The sequence below is a fragment of the Flavobacterium zhairuonense genome, assembly GCF_004352915.1.
Taxonomy (GTDB): Bacteria; Bacteroidota; Bacteroidia; order Flavobacteriales; family Flavobacteriaceae; genus Flavobacterium; species Flavobacterium zhairuonense.
In genome coordinates, this window is sequence record NZ_SJSY01000060.1 from 22,179 (window position 1) to 37,774 (window position 15,596).

12 protein-coding genes are annotated in these 15,596 nt (G+C 32.2%); 1 reads left to right on the top strand and 11 read right to left on the bottom strand.

Annotated features, from left to right (window positions below; genetic code table 11):
- Nucleotides 1-22: 22 nt before the first annotated feature.
- The 11 genes from EYY60_RS01635 to EYY60_RS01680 form a co-directional block, all read right to left on the bottom strand.
- Entirely contained in the window at nucleotides 23-1,363 is a 1,341-nt protein-coding gene (locus EYY60_RS01635) for a DUF5689 domain-containing protein (protein WP_132987667.1), read from the bottom strand.
- Nucleotides 1,364-1,382: 19 nt separating this feature from the next.
- The gene (locus EYY60_RS01640) at nucleotides 1,383-4,199 is read right to left on the bottom strand and encodes a peptidase associated domain and porin domain-containing protein (protein WP_132987668.1); all 2,817 of its coding nucleotides are present in this window, start codon (nucleotides 4,197-4,199) and stop codon (nucleotides 1,383-1,385) included.
- Between the two features lie 223 nt (nucleotides 4,200-4,422).
- On the bottom strand, nucleotides 4,423-5,643 hold the full coding sequence (locus EYY60_RS01645; RefSeq protein WP_132987669.1) for an MFS transporter: 1,221 nt from the start codon (nucleotides 5,641-5,643) through the stop codon (nucleotides 4,423-4,425).
- 248 nt (nucleotides 5,644-5,891) lie between these two features.
- Complete coding sequence (locus EYY60_RS01650) at nucleotides 5,892-6,932, bottom strand: Gfo/Idh/MocA family oxidoreductase (RefSeq protein WP_132987670.1); 1,041 nt, start codon at nucleotides 6,930-6,932, stop codon at nucleotides 5,892-5,894.
- A 216-nt stretch (nucleotides 6,933-7,148) separates the two neighbouring features.
- The gene (locus EYY60_RS01655; RefSeq protein ID WP_132987671.1) at nucleotides 7,149-8,219 is read right to left on the bottom strand and encodes an NADH:flavin oxidoreductase/NADH oxidase; all 1,071 of its coding nucleotides are present in this window, start codon (nucleotides 8,217-8,219) and stop codon (nucleotides 7,149-7,151) included.
- A gap of 115 nt (nucleotides 8,220-8,334) precedes the next feature.
- The gene (locus EYY60_RS01660) at nucleotides 8,335-10,485 is read right to left on the bottom strand and encodes a peptidase domain-containing ABC transporter (protein WP_132987672.1); all 2,151 of its coding nucleotides are present in this window, start codon (nucleotides 10,483-10,485) and stop codon (nucleotides 8,335-8,337) included.
- A 6-nt stretch (nucleotides 10,486-10,491) separates the two neighbouring features.
- Nucleotides 10,492-11,628 carry an HlyD family secretion protein gene (locus EYY60_RS01665; RefSeq protein WP_132987673.1) on the bottom strand — a complete coding sequence of 379 codons (1,137 nt, stop codon included), beginning with the start codon at nucleotides 11,626-11,628 and terminating at the stop codon, nucleotides 10,492-10,494.
- Nucleotides 11,629-12,458: 830 nt separating this feature from the next.
- Nucleotides 12,459-13,124, bottom strand: a complete 666-nt coding sequence (locus EYY60_RS01670) for a CPBP family glutamic-type intramembrane protease (RefSeq protein ID WP_132987674.1) — start codon at nucleotides 13,122-13,124, stop codon at nucleotides 12,459-12,461.
- Nucleotides 13,125-13,181: 57 nt separating this feature from the next.
- Nucleotides 13,182-13,307: a hypothetical protein gene (locus EYY60_RS22490; protein ID WP_262711189.1), complete on the bottom strand. Its 126-nt coding sequence runs from the start codon at nucleotides 13,305-13,307 to the stop codon at nucleotides 13,182-13,184.
- Nucleotides 13,308-13,318: 11 nt separating this feature from the next.
- A complete protein-coding gene (locus EYY60_RS22415) occupies nucleotides 13,319-13,456 on the bottom strand; it encodes a hypothetical protein (protein WP_235832267.1) in 138 nt (45 codons plus the stop codon).
- Between the two features lie 66 nt (nucleotides 13,457-13,522).
- Nucleotides 13,523-13,843 (bottom strand): hypothetical protein, encoded by a 321-nt coding sequence (locus tag EYY60_RS01680; protein ID WP_132987675.1) that lies wholly within the window; start codon nucleotides 13,841-13,843, stop codon nucleotides 13,523-13,525.
- A gap of 344 nt (nucleotides 13,844-14,187) precedes the next feature.
- Between EYY60_RS01680 and rseP the strand changes: the two genes are divergently transcribed.
- On the top strand, nucleotides 14,188-15,528 hold the full coding sequence (gene rseP, locus EYY60_RS01685) for an RIP metalloprotease RseP (protein ID WP_132987676.1): 1,341 nt from the start codon (nucleotides 14,188-14,190) through the stop codon (nucleotides 15,526-15,528).
- Nucleotides 15,529-15,596: the final 68 nt, after the last annotated feature.

Below are 15,596 nucleotides of genomic sequence, written 5' to 3' on the forward strand. Positions count from 1 at the left end.
GTCAAAATCAAAGAAACACAACCTACTTTTCGCCAAAAATCTTAACATCATCAACCATAAAAGCGCCATTCAATGTTTTATCTTTTCCAGATCCGATGTATTTGAAAGCTATATTAATATTCCCTGAATAAGCAGACAAATCAATACCTCCTGAGCTGATAAACTGCCGCGCTGGTGTTGAGAGTGAAGGAACTTTTGCTTCCAGTTTTGTCCATTTTGCCTTAGCAATATTAGAACCATCAAAATTTATTGAAATGTAAACTTCCAAAGTATTTAAAGGAGAATCTATCTTTAAATCATGTTGTGCGCTTCTAAAAGAAAGAACTGCATTTTTATACCCAGATAAATTAATTTTTGGAGAAACCAGCCAAGCAATATTTTCGGCGGCGGTTGTGCTTGTGGTATTGAATTCGGCATATCCATTTCCTGAATACACCATACTTTTCCAGAGTTTTGTGGCTTTTTCAACGATATTACTCCAACCCGGGAGGACAAAATTGACATTATTTTTAACGGACTGAAAATCTTCTGCAAAAAACGGAGTATTCCTTTTTCCATTCATTTCAATATCACTTTCAAATCGAACCATAAATTGATAATCTGAGCCAAATTTGGTCAAAATTCCACGGACTTTTCCGCTTCCTTCCGGCACAAAATGATCGGCAAATTTGGCATAACTGCTGGTTCTAAAAATAATCTGATTTCCAGTATTATCTCTCAAATTCCAATTTGTTGAACCACCAACATTATTAGTTTCTTCAAAATAATGACGACCCATTGCTTCTTCAGTAAATTCAACATTATTGAGCTCAATTAAAGTATTTAATTTTGAGTCATTTAATGCTTTTTCGATAGAAAGCGATTCGACCAATTGATTTTCATCGATAGTTGTGCAAGACGAATTCAAAACACTTTTAATTTCATTTTGCGAAATTCTTCCAACTGTAGGATCACCTGCATTGCTTACATATAAATCTCCAATTCTTAATCCGCCGTAATACAAATCTGTAAATTGGTTTTTAAGCTTTATGTAAACCTTGTTTCCTAGCCTATAATCTATGTAAGTATTTGAAGCATCAATTGGAACACTAAATCCTATAGCTGGACTTTTTTCAGACGCTTTTGTTTGAAATGAAATAGTTTTAAAAAAATTTCCGCCTTCGTCACTCGAGACAACGTAAGCTTCAATAATGTCATCATAAATATATTGTTTAGCGGTTGCACTTGAAAGTTCATATACTTTTTCGACAGTTTTATTTACTGTAAAATCAGGCTGTGTGCATTCTAATTTTGGAGTTTCAATTTCAGTGCTACAGCCAAAGAAAAACAATGACATAATAAAATAGGGAAGCATTTTTTTCATGAGAAATAAATTTTTCAGATTATAAACCTAGAGTAAGATTTAGAAAATAAGTTCGGCCGAAACCGTAATAATATTTTGGTCCAAAAGATGGCGTTCCGCTCGAAATATCTTGATTTAATGCTCTAAAATTAGCATTCCGAGCTTGTTCAAAACCGCCTGTTTTATATACTAAATTCAATGCATTATTAACGCTCGCAAAAAGTCCGATATATTTTTTGTGAACACGCCATGATTTTCCTCCGCTAAGATTAAGCAAGGTTGCAGGATTAAACTTTTCCTGTTTCAGTAATTCATTTCCACGCTCTGAAGTCGCTTCGGGAAACGGAAACCCATTTACTGGATTAATATAAAATTGTGATGTTCTTGAAATTGGAGAAACATCAATATAATTATCTGTTAAATAATTTACATTAACGGCAAGCCACCAAAATTTAGGATCACGGTATTCTAAACCCAAAGAACAAGCATTTTGTGGCGTTCCAGCCTGTTTGTAATTTTTAAGATAGGCACGTCCAAAATCAAAAGTTGTTTGAGCGCCATCTTTTGCTACATTTGCATCATTTACAATCGAAACATTAGGATTGCTACTGTAAATGAAATTTCCGTAAGCGACAGAAAAAGTTGTTTTTAAAGTTGATGAAATCTGGTATTCAAAACTCAGCTCCGTTCCAGTATTTTTCTTGTCTAATTTCGTTAAAGTCTGACTCACAAAAGCGTCTGTTGGATCATAACCCGCTCCATTATCAAAAATTCCTTCGGCATAAAAAAAAGAAGTTTTAGAAGTGTTTTTTATCAATGTATAATAAGCCGTAAAACGTAGTTTGAGTTTCGGCGAGCGATAGACATAATTCGCTTCGGCATTACTAACATTTTCACTTTCGATTCCATTTACTACAGTATTATTTAAACGAGAATTTGAAAATGTATTTCTCAAAGAAGGCGCTCTGGTAAGATGTTCGGCATTAATGAAAAACCATTGTCTGCCTGAAATTTTATAAGTGAATCCGCCTTTAAAACCGAAATTCTCAAAAGTTACTTTATCGCTTTTTCCTAAAGAATTATTGACATAAATTCCGTTTTGATATAATCCCTCCCGCTGATAATTAGAAATTGAATACGATTGGCCTAAATAGAATTCGGTTTTATTATAAGAGAGTTTAAATTGCGTAAATGCATCAATTGTGTTGGCCAAAAAATTATAATTGTAACCATAAATATCTCCTTTTTTTACCTGTCGGTCTGGGTGAAGCAAATCAGATTGTGCCAAATTTCCTTTGTAAAACGGATCAATATCAACAAAATATTCTCCTCCAAGAAGATCCAATAAATACTGAAAATTATGCGATTTCAAATTCCGATATACAAATCCTGCATCAAAAGAAATATTTGAATTTATCTGGGAATTTAAGGTTGAATTTAGCGCAAAAGTTTTATCGTCAGTTCTGTCTTCATAAAGAACATAATGACTTTGCGCAGGTTCATAGCCATTTGGACTTGGTTTCTGATTTGCCAAATACATGGCGTTCCAATCAATTTGGGAATTTTCTAGAAATGCAGTTTTGCTTTTTTCGGCATTTTCATAATCTGGCGTAAAATCTCCTGAAAATTCGCCATGATCTTTGGCATAAAACGAACTAAAATAACTTGGCATTTTTCGGTAATAAACAGGATCTGGACTGTTGGCATTTTGATAATCGATATTGCTGTTTCCAACTTTTCCAAATTGATACATAATCCCTGAATTCAGATTGGTCTTTTCATCGATCTTAAAATAATGATTCAGCATCAACAGCGGTTCCTCGATATTTTTTATTCTTGCATTTCGTTTTTCGCCATTTTGAAATCCCCAATACGAGTTGTATTTTACACCCATTAAATTGGTTGTTTCATTTGTATTTGGCGAATTTTTTCCTCGAGAATTCGGTGTATAAAATCCTGTAAAATTGAGTGAATGTTTGTTATTTAATTTTTTCTCAACACTGATAAAAAAAGAATCTGCACTAAAATTTGTTCCGTCAAAATAGCTTTCTTCAGCCCATCTTTTTCCTGCCGAAACTACATAAGCCCATCCAGAAATGTCCATTCCTGAAGCGTAAGTTCCTATGGCACGCCAAGAATATGTAGTATTGCTTCCTGAAAAAGTGAGCTGTGTTCCTTTTCGATACAAAGAAGCTCGAGTCGCAATTTGCTGTGTTCCCAAAATACCTCCAAAATTATAATTTGAAACAGCTGCTCCTACTGAAAATTCCTGATTACGGAGAACATTATTCAGTCCGCCCCAATTATTCCACTGAGGTCGTCCATCATAGATTTTATTCATCGTCATGCCGTTAAGCATCATGGTTCCGTTTTCACTGTCTAAACCGCGGACTTTGAATCGGGCTTGACCCCAATTAAAAGCTGAAGCTTGCATAAAAGCATCTTTCGAAGACTGCAAAAGTCCTGAAGTCATTTCAGATGATCCGCTATCATCCGACAAATCGGTTTCTAACAAGGATATTAAGGCCGCGGGGGTTTCATCAGAATACAAATCTTCCAATTGTAGTGTTCCGAGATATACAATTTGCCCAAATTTGGAGTGAATTTTCAAAAGCAAATCTTTGCATCCTTGATTACGGATTAAAAGCAGCTGTTCTCCTTCGATAGGTGAATGCAGTTCAAATTGGCCAGTTTTTGAAGTAAGTTTTGTTATGGAACTATTTTGAATAGAAACCACAACATTCTGAATAGGGTTCTGAGTTTTAGCATCAATAACAATTCCTCTAAAAACTGTTTCTTGAGCAAAAGCAAAACTAAAAAAACATAGAAGTAAAAAAACAAAGTATTTTTTTATCATTAAAATTCCAATTTATTCTTGAAAATGGTTTTTGGATATTCATCCTATTCAAAAGATAAAATTGGTTTTTGGAAAAAGTAAATTGATTTAACTTCTTAAATCATGAAATTCAAATGTAAATAAAACATTTAAAAATATAAATATTTTCTTACTAATGTTTTGATTGAAATTTAAAATTATTTAAGTAGATTTGCCTATTTTTTGTTTTTTCGGCTTCTAAATTTTAAGCCGAAGTTCTAATTTTAGAAACCATAAAAGCGATCAGAACACCAAAGATGCCGATAAAAGCAAAAGAGAATTGAAGTCCAAAATTCTCAGCAATATGACCAATAACAGGTGGCCCCATTAAAAATCCTAAGAAACTTACGCTCGACACAATCGTTAAAGCTTCGCCTGGCGGAACTGTTGGGTTTTTTCCTGCCAAACTGTAAACAGTTGGAACAATTGTGGCAACTCCTAAACCAACTGCCATAAAAGCAATTGTACACGGAAATAAATAAGGAAGAAAAACAGCCGTAAAGAGTCCGGCAGAAATCATAACACCGCTAATCTGCATCACGCGTTCACGACCAAATTTATTGATAAGGCCGTCGCCTAGGAATCTTCCGCTGGCCATCATTATCATAAATGAAGTATATCCTAAAACGACCAATGGTCCAGGCGCTTTCACAATATCTTTAAAATAAACACCACTCCAGTCAAACATCACGCCTTCACTAGCCATACTGCAAAATCCGATTACGCCAAGCCAAATCAATGCGCTGTCTGGTTTTGTAAATAATTTTTTCTTTTCTCCTTTATTCTTGATTTTCTTTTCTTTGGCTTTGACCAAAAATTTAAAATTAAAGGCAATCATCAACAAAACAATTCCTGCTACAATTAAAAAGTGATGCAACGGAGAAAGATTCAAAGCCAACATTCCGAGACCTACTAGAGCGCCTGTAAAACCGGCAAAACTCCACATTCCGTGAAACGAAGACATGATGGTTTTTCTAAAAAGCACTTCGGTATAAACGCCTTGTGTATTTACAGCAATATTGGCCAAGTTTCCGAACAAGCCAAACAAAAACAAGCCCAGTGATAATTGAAGCGCTGTTGTTGCCAGACCTAAATTGACTAGACACAAAACGTACATTATTAATGAGAAAACCAAAATGCGATGGCTACCAAACTTAGTAACCATTTTTCCAGAAAACGGCATAATGATCAATTGTCCCATTGGCAAAGCAAAAAGTATGGAACCCAGATCGCCTTCGGATAAATGCAAAGCGGTTTTGATGTCTGGAATTCGGCTTGCCCAAGTCGCGAAACTCAATCCCATTCCGAAATAAAACATTCCGACAGCAAAACGAATTCGGTTCAAATAAGAGGCTTTTGCTTCTCTGAAAACTTTCTTGATTTTACCTTTTGTCTGGAAGAGTTCTAATGGGTTGAAATTTATCAAAATCGATGCGTTTTTGGGATTATATCATAAAAGTACAAAAAAGCTGTGTATTTCTTTTATAATGAAAAATGTTCCTTTATTTACAACGTTATTGTTTATAAATTGCTGTCATTTAGCCACCGATTACACTGATTAAACGGATTCTTTTTTTAATTTTTCGCATAAAAAAAAGACGCACTGCTGTGCGTCTCTACAATTATTCTTTGATTTTTTGCCAAGCATTAAAAAGAAAAACCAAGCCAATTTCGCTACAAACTAATTACAGTTCGTTGTGCATTGCTTGCTATTGCAGCTTCAATAATTTGCATCACTTTTACACCATCTTGACCCGTAACTGGTTCCGTGATATTATTTGTAATCGAATTATATACGCCATCAAAAAAAGAGAAATAATTTCCTTGTAATGTTGGCACTTTTTCACGAATTATTTTTCCGTCAATTTCGGTGTGAAGAAGACCTTGCAAATCTTCAGGTTCTGTTCCCCACAATTCTAGATTTGGCTTTTTTCCTAGTTTCAATTCATCTTCTTGAACATCGCCTCTTGGTTTTAAAAAAGAACCTTTTTTGCCATGAATCGTATAGGCAGGATTAGCTTCTCTTACAAAAAAACCAGCTTTCAATCGCACTCTGAAATTTTCGTAAATCAACAACAGATCAAACCAATCATCGACCAACGAATTTTGTCTTGTAAAACGAATATCTCCAAAAACCGATTTCGGCGAACCAAACAAACAAATCGCTTGATCAATTATATGCGGACCTAAATCTTTTAAAACTCCGGCTCCATCATTGACAGTTTCTTTATGCGCTTTCGGACTCAACACCGGATTGTAGCGATCAAAATGAAATTCGGCTTCTACTAATTCTCCTAAAACTCCTTCGTTAATTATTTTTTGAATGGTTTTAAAATCACTGTCCCATCTTCTGTTTTGAAAAACGGCTAATTTTAATCCTTTATCTTTTGCAATTTTTGTCAGCTCTTCTGCTTCTGCCACTGTTGTTGTGAATGCTTTTTCGACAACAGCATGTTTTCCTGCCAAAAGTACTTTTTTAGCATATTCGTAATGCGTGCCAACTGGCGTGTTTACGATTACCAAATCAACATCTTCTGCTAATAAATCATCAATTGATGGATAACTTTTTACGTACGGGTAATCTTCCTGAATTAATTTTTTAGATCTTTCCCAAGATCCTAATAATTCAAAACCCGGATGAATATCTAGAAACGGAGCATGAAAAACTTTCCCCGACATTCCGTATGATAATAGTGCTGTTTTTATTTTTTGCATTTTGTTATTTTTTTTTTCCGCCACAGATTACACTGATTAATAGGATTTCTTTTTTCTGCTTTTTTGCCACGACCCGAGCGATAGCGAACAGGCGAAGCAATTTCAATAATTTACACAAATCGTTGTGCTCAAAAATTTAAATAAATTCGTGAAAATTTGTGCAATTCGTGGCGAACAAAAAATCCGTGTAATCCGTGTAATCTGTGGCTAATAAATTTATAGTTTAGCTCTTTCGTATTGTTTTGGCCAATGAATATCGTCGTTTAGTTCTTTGGCAAAATCCAAAGGTAAATTCGGATTTCTTAATGATTCTCTGGCAAACAAAATTAAATCGGCTTGTCCTTTATTCAAAATTTCTTCGGCTTGTTTAGCTCCAGTAATCAAACCTACTGCGCCTGTCAAAATATTGGCTTCTTTTTTTACTTTTTCTGCAAAAGGAACCTGATAACCTTGTCCAATATTTATGTTTTGATACGAAACCAATCCTCCAGAAGAAACATCGATTAAATCTACTCCTTTTTCTTTTAATATTTTTGAAAGTTGCACAGATTCTTCAGGATTCCATCCGTTTTCTGCCCAATCTGTTGCCGAAATTCGAACAAATAACGGACGATTTTTTGGCCATTCTGATTGAACTGCATCAACGATTTCTAATGTTAATCGAGTTCGATTTTCAAAACTTCCTCCATATTCATCGGTTCTGATGTTTGTCAAAGGTGATAAAAACTGATGCAATAAATAACCGTGTGCTCCGTGAATTTCTAGAACTTGATATCCAGCTTCAACAACTCTTTTGGTAGCCGATTTAAAATCAGAAATCACTTTTTTGATTCCGTTTTTATCTAAAGCTTCGGGAAGAAACGGCTCATTCTCATGATATGCGATTGCACTTGGTGCAACGGTTTGCCATCCGCCTTGAGCGAAATCCAATTTTTTATTGCCGAGCCAAGGAGCCGAAACACTTGCTTTTCGTCCCGCATGCGCCAATTGAATTCCGGGAATCGAATTTTGAGAAATAATAAAAGTATTGATCTGTTTCAGTTTTTCGATATGTTCGTCTTTCCAAATTCCAAGATCAGCAGGCGAAATTCTGGCTTCGGGCGAAACTGCAGTAGCTTCTTGAATAATCAATGCGGCGCCTCCGCTTGCACGGCTTCCTAAATGAACCAAATGCCAGTCGTTTGCAAATCCGTCTTCAGCCGAATATTGACACATCGGCGAAATGACAATTCTATTTTTTAATGTGATGTTTTTTAATGTTAATGGAGAAAATAATTGTGAAGCCATAATTGTAACTTTTAATGGATTTAGGCTACCAATTAAAGACAGCAGCCGTTTAAAAAGTAAAGTTACGGCATCCTTATAAAAGAGAAAATCTAAATGTTTATTAATTAACAAACATTTAAAGCAAATTCTGTTTGTTCCAAAGATTATAATATTCTGATTTTTGTTCTAAAAGATCAAAATGGTTTCCTGATTCTACAATAGCTCCTTCTTTCATTACAAGAATTGTGTCAGCATTAGCAATTGTGCTTAAACGATGTGCAATAACAATTATAGTTTTTCCTTGTGATTTAAATTTATCGATTACTTCTTTCACAATTTGTTCAGAGTTTGTATCTAATGATGCTGTAGCTTCATCCATTAGTAAGATTTCCGGATCTTTATACAATGCCCTTGCTATTGCAATTCTTTGTTTCTGTCCTCCTGAAAGCATTGCTCCATTTTCGCCAATTTGTGTTTCAAAATGATTAGGCAATTTTTCTACAAATTCAGTAATTCCTAATTGTTTTGACAAATCCAAAATTCGTTGAATATTAGGAAACGAATCTCCTAAAGCAATATTTTCAATAATATTTCCAGAAAATAGATTAAGTTGCTGTGGAATAACTCCAATTATTTTTCTTAAACTTTGATAATGCATAAATTGTGTATCGTAATCTCCAATATAAATTTTTCCTTCTTTTATTGGATACAAATTTTGAAGCAACGAAATTAAAGTTGTTTTTCCGCTTCCGCTTTCGCCAATTATAGCGGTCATTTTATTTCTTTTGAATACTGCATTAAAGTTTTTAAAAACTTCTAATCTAGATCCGTAACGAAAAGAAACATTTTCGAATTTTATATCACCTATATTTTCTTTTTGCAGCTTTACTTTGTTTTCTGTTTGCTCCCTTTCTAAATCCATAATTTCAAAAAGTCGGTCTGCAGCAATCAAAGCGTTTTGGGCTGTTTTATTCATATTAATTAATGAAGCGACCGGAGAAGTAAAATATCCGATTAAGGCATAAAAAGAGAATAATTCTCCAGGAGTAATAGCTCTATCGATTACATAACCCGAACCAATCCACATTAAAATAATGGTAAAAACAGAAGCTAGAAACTGCGTTGAAGTTGTGGCAAAAATGCCATTTAAACCTGACTTATATGTAGTAAATAAAAGTTTTACAAATTTGTTTTCTGTCTTTATATTTGAGAATTCTTCAATACCAAATTCCTTTACAGTCCTTACATGTGTAATGCTTTCAACTAATTGTGTTTGCAGTTCTGCCGCATTTTCCATAATGTTTCTTTCAACCTTTTTATTGAATTTATTTAACAGAAAATAAATCAAAACATAGAAAGGAATAACCAAAACGATAACCAAAGCTAGTTTCCAGTAGTAGGTAAACATCAATGCAAATGAAAAAACCACTATAAAGACATTCACAATCATTTCAATTGCAGTTTCATTTATAAAGGAGCGAATTTTTACGGCATCATTTATTCGGGATGTAATTTCTCCTATCTGCATGGTGTCAAAAAATCGTTGCGGAAGATGCAAAAGATGCTTATAATAGCCTAAAATTAATTTAGCATCTATTAATTGTCCTGTTTTCATGACAAAAATGCTTTTTTTAGAACCAATATAAGCCTGAAGCAAAATAATTGCAACCATTGATACACTTAATAAATTCAGCAGATTTCTATTACCATCTACCAAAACATAATCTGTAATTTTTTGGATATAAATTGACATAGCCAATCCTAAAACCGTAAATAATATTGCTCCTACCAAAGCCTGAATTAAAATAGTTTTATGAGGCTGAATTAAATTCCAAAACCTTTTTATAGGAGAAGTTTTTTCGTTTAGCGTTTTAAAATCATCATTTGGCGCAAAAAGTATTAAAACACTTGACCACACCTTTTGAAATTCTTCGAAAGTATAGGTCTCCATTTTGCCAAAACCTGGATCCATGACCGTAATTTTAGATTTTTCAACCTTATAAATTACAACATAATGATGCAGTTGTTCTTTTGTAACGATATGTGCAATGGCTGGAAGTGGAATTTTTTCTAAAGAATCTAAACCTCCTTTAACGCCTTTTGCACTAAAACCCATTTTTTCAGCAGCTTCAATTATTCCAAGTACATTGGTACCGCGCTTATCTGTATTAGCATATTGGCGAATTCTTGCTATAGGAAGATTAACTTTAAAATGATTTCCGATAGAAGCCAGACAAGCAGCGCCACAATCTTTAATATCATGTTGTTTTATTTTTATTGAAGCCATTTCTCTTTATTTGCTATTTTGTTTTGGGTTTAACCAATCATCGATTTTATCAAATAACAAATCGAATAAACTCCTACGGGTAATTATATATCTTGTTGTTAAAGTCATGCCTTTTGAAACACTAGTTTGATATCCTGATTTTAATCTCAAAGTTTGAGAATCCAGAGCGCACCGAACTTTAAAAAAAGCTTGATCTCCCTGCATCGTAATATTTTGGTCTATATCAATAACTTTCCCTTCTAATAAACCCCATTGATTATAATTGAACGCATCTAACTGAAATTTTACTTTTTGATTTTTCTTTATCAAACCAATATCATTTGGAGAAACATTACTTTCAACAATAAGTTGATCAGCTGAAGAAATATTTGCTACTAATTGTGAAGCATTTACAAAAGAGCCTTTTTGAATTCCTGAGTAATTTTCTATTGTACCGGAAATAGGGGCCAAAACAACATAATTATTAGATTCAACCTTTATTTTGGCAACTGTTCCGTTAAGGTTTTTCAAGCGGTCTGCTAAATCTCTTTTCTGATTTTCCCAAGTTACTTTTTGCTGGCTTATAAAACTCTGTAGTGCTTGTTTAGTTAATCGTAATTCATATTCAAGTTTTTCAAAATCTGCTTTTGCAATAATATCTTTATCATAAAGAATTTTATTGCGGTCATAATTTATTTGTGCCTGCGAAATTTTACTTTGCAGTTCATTTTTCCCAGATTGAAATTTGAAAAAATCTTCGCGTGCTGTGGATGTCTGCAATAGCGAAGTTTTGTTTTGTAAAAGATTCGAAATATCGTTTAAAAGCAAAGAAACAGAACTTGATAATGTATCTTGGGTTCTTTTGTCACTCTCCAAATTTTCCATAGAGATTCTTAAAAGTGTGTCGCCCTTTTTCACAAAAGCATTATTTTTTAAACCTACCCAATTTACTCTACCACTTACAATTGTTGCAACCGGAACATTTTCTGTTTTGCTACGAATTAACCCACGACTTTGGCTACTGATGTCTATTTTGATAATAGGTAATAATCCCAAAAAAATCAGAATACCAGTAATTATAATCAAATAGATTGAAAAACTTTTGGTCTTATTTTTGGCAATAAGATTTTCCAGAGTATTTATTGGATCTGAACTGAAATTCATAAATAATTTTGGCATTAAAAAAATTCTCTTTCCACAAAAACAGAAAGAGAATTCCTTAAAAAAATAAAGTATTTTAATAGTATATGTATTGAATCATTTGCTATTATAGATGTCTGTGAAAATACAGTAATAAGTGACATTCTATATTTTGAAGTTAATCATTGGTAAAAGATCTTTTCAAATTCATTATTCAACCTCATATCTACTTCTTTTTTAAATATGTCATTTTGTTAATCATATAAACAAAAAAGACTGCTGCTAAAGCACAGGAAATACCAAATAAAAATGAGGAAATATGATTCTCAGGATATTTTCTCAAAACTATTATAAAAGCAAAATATACTACTGCTGAAAGAAAGACGAAATTTTTTTTCATAAATTTATTTTTTTTGATATTAAAAAAGATTTTTTTATCGCGTTATAACAAACTTATCGTAGTTCCGTCTAATAAAATTGGACAGAAGTTTGAGCCTCCAAAAATTTCTTTAGATTGATCATCTTTAATTGTTTTAAGTGAAAAGCTTAATACTACTTTAAAAAATATTCTTTAAATACTATATCATAAAGAATGTGATAATTTTTATTTTAAAGTCGCCAATAAAAAAGGAATGATTAAAAAACTCCTCAATAGCATTCCGCTTTGAAAAAATAAATAAGAGAAAAAAGAAAAGAATAATTTTTAAAACTATATTTTCTTTTTTCTTTGTTTTCGTCTTTTCCTCGGCGTCTTTCATTTTTGTTTCTTTAAATTTTAAGATATATTTTTTTAAAAGTCATTATAACTCTCATTTCCATTTAATCGAAAAATGTTGCCTGTATTTTATTTCAAATTATATAATAATTGCAATAAAATTAAATAGTGAATGTAAAGACAGACCCCAAAAAAAACCATATTTTAATCTTAAATTAGTAATAAAATACCCCATAATCATTTGAGGTATTACATAAAAAGGATAAAATAAAGCTAATTCCCAATGCAGAATTTTAATATTAGTAATATGAATTAATCCAAAAAATATTATTGAAATCCAAACCAACCATTTTTGTTTCTTTTGAATAGAATTAATAATCGTTGGAGTCAAAAATTTCCATGTAAGTAAAAAAGTAAAAACACCAATTAAAATTATATAGAGATACAATTCATCATGAAAATTTAATTTTATAAAACGTCTTCGTAATATTTCATGCAAAAAAAAACCTGCAAAAATTGAAATATTTTTTCTGTTAACTATTAAGCATAGCCGAAACAATAATTCTTCAATAATTGGCCCTATAAAGACAGTTATGTAAAAAGGATACTTAACATATTTGTTTTGTGTTTGATGTATTAATTCTTTAACAGATTCAAAATGAAGGTATTTAGTAATAATAAAATCAAGAGGCAAGATTATCAACAATACAGTAATAATAATCAAACCTAAACCTATTAAATATGAAGTTAATACCTGTAAAACTTTCTGCTTTAAATTGCAATTTATTATACCATCATATTCCATGTTCTAATTCTTATTATTTGAACAAAAAGAGGTTGTCAAGACAACCTCTAAATTTATTTAAATGGCCATTAAAACATCCCATGCAATACCTATCAACCTTCTTAATGCAACGCCATTATCATAACAATCCTGACAACCTCCATTAATCTCCACTAATTCTGTACTTTTTAATTCTTCTAACATAATTTTAATATTTATAAGTCTAACAATCCTCTTAAGAAATCTCTTACGTGTGATTCACATTCTAAATACAAGCAAACTGGACAACCTCCTTCAATATCTTGTACTTCCTGAGCATTTAGCTCTACTAAATTCAATTCTTCTAAATTCATAACTTTAAAATTTTAAATGGTTAATTAATAAATTTCAACAAAATCATTTTCTCGAGAACGTTTTCGTTATAGCAAACTTATTTTAGTTCCGTCTAATAAAATTGGACAGAAGTTTGAGCCTCCAAAAATTTCTTTTGATTCATCATCTTTAATTGTTTTAAGCGAATAATTTAATATTAACTCAAAAGAGGTTTCATAATAAAAGCTTTCGCGTTTTTTACAATATCGTACTGGTGCATCGAGCTCTTTTATTACCTCTAGTTCGTTATAAAGCTGGCTTCTGCTCAAGCTTAATTTTTTTGCAAAAACACTTGGAGTACCCGTTTTTTCAGTTGCAATTAACCTATGAATCTTTTTGATCCTTTCAATTTGTTTAATAAAATTCATAGCCTTCAGTGTTAAAATCAATAAATGGAGAAACAATCAAATAATTCAACAAAAATTAAGTTAACTCTTTGCGAATTTGATCATTCATAGTGAATACTGAAATTATAATGGATGAATTTAAAAAACCACCTTAATAAGTTTTTTAAATATCAGAATAGGGCATTTGTAACATTCTAATCAAATGAATTACTAATTAAAGAGACGAGAGATTTACACAATTTTTGTTTTAATTAAAACCAAGACAATTATTAACAAACATTTAAAACCTTAAGTATTATATTGCGGGCTTAAATTAAATTTTAAAACGTTACTTTTGTGCGTTAAATACGAACTAAAATTATAAAATGGATATAGTTATCAAACTCTCTCAATTTCTATTGAGTTTATCTTTACTTATTATTCTTCACGAATTAGGGCATTTTATCCCTGCTAAATTATTCAAAACCAGAGTCGAAAAATTTTACTTATTTTTTGATGTTAAATATTCTCTATTAAAAAAGAAAATCGGCGAAACAGAATACGGAATCGGATGGTTGCCGCTTGGTGGTTATGTAAAAATCTCCGGTATGATCGATGAAAGTATGGACAAAGAACAAATGGCTTTGCCACCTCAGCCGTGGGAATTTCGTTCTAAACCGGCTTGGCAGCGTTTGATTATTATGCTTGGCGGTGTTACTGTGAATTTTATCCTTGCTTTTATTATATATATAGGAATGGCGTTTGTTTATGGTGATACTTATATTGCAAACTCTGACTTGAAAGATGGTATATGGGTAACTAATCCGGCTATTGAAAAAATTGGAATAAAGACAGGAGATAAAATTATTTCTATTGATGGACAAAAAATTGAAAATTTTGACAGCGATATCAATCCGAAGGTTCTCGTGGCCAAAGAAATTTTAATTGAAAGAAACGGACAGCAGAAAATCATCAAAATGCCGGCTGATTTTGTGGATCAAATATCAAAACACGAAAAAGGTCTTCTAATTGACACCCGTATGCCTTTTGTTATTGGAAGCATTCAAGATGATTCACAAAATACTTCACTTAAACCAAAAGATTTGCTTGTTACATTAAATGGACAAGAAGCTAAATATTATGATCAGGTTAAAGCAATTTTAAGCGCAAATAAAGGAAAAACAATTCCTGCGGTTGTTTTGCGTGATTTAAAACAAACTCCAATTACGGTTAAAGTTTCTGCAAAAGGAACTTTAGGTGTCGTTGCTGGTGGTTTAGACATCAAATCATTAGAAAAATTAGGATACTACAAAATAAGTACAAAAGAATATAGTTTTGTAGAATCTATTCCTGTTGGACTTGCGAAAGGTAAAGATCGTTTAATAGGTTACGGAAAACAATTAAAAATGATTTTTAATCCTGAAACTAAAGCCTACAAACAAGTAGGTGGTTTTGCTGCGATTTATAACATTTTTCCAAGTTCTTGGAGCTGGGAAGCTTTCTGGAATATTACCGCTATTTTATCAATTATGCTTGGAGTAATGAATTTATTGCCAATTCCGGCTCTTGATGGAGGTCATGTGATGTTTTTATTATATGAAATTGTTAGTGGCAAAAAACCAAGCGACAAATTCCTTGAAAACGCCCAAATGGTTGGGTTTGTACTACTTATAGCACTGCTTTTGTTCGCAAACGGAAACGATATTTATAAGGCAATTGTGAAGTAGAAAAAAAATCAAAAAAAAGAGTGAAAATATTTTTGAGAAACTAAAAAATCGATTATATTTGCACTCGC